1 pseudogene is annotated in these 245 nt (G+C 61.2%); it reads right to left on the reverse strand.

Going from position 1 to position 245, the window contains the following annotated elements:
• Positions 1-245 (reverse strand): annotated as a pseudogene (locus EP376_RS22845) (exopolyphosphatase); the annotation flags it as partial.

Consider the following 245-nt stretch of genomic DNA (forward strand, 5'->3'; position numbering starts at 1 on the left):
GGCCTGCTCGGACAGGGCGCGAAAGCGGCGGAACTCGTTGATCGCACGGGCCACGCCGTCGGCATCGAGCTTGCCGGTGGTGACAATGTTGCGGCCAAGGCCGGCCAGCATCTTTTCGTTGAAAAGGACGGTGGGCGAGCGCGCCACGCCTTCATAAACGACAAGGCGGATCGAGTTTGATCCGATATCGATCACAGACAGCGGATTGCGGTCCTGCAGCCTGCCCTGGTTGAACGAATTCATGG

The sequence above is a fragment of the Alexandriicola marinus genome (assembly GCF_004000435.1).
Classification (GTDB): domain Bacteria; phylum Pseudomonadota; class Alphaproteobacteria; order Rhodobacterales; family Rhodobacteraceae; genus Alexandriicola; species Alexandriicola marinus.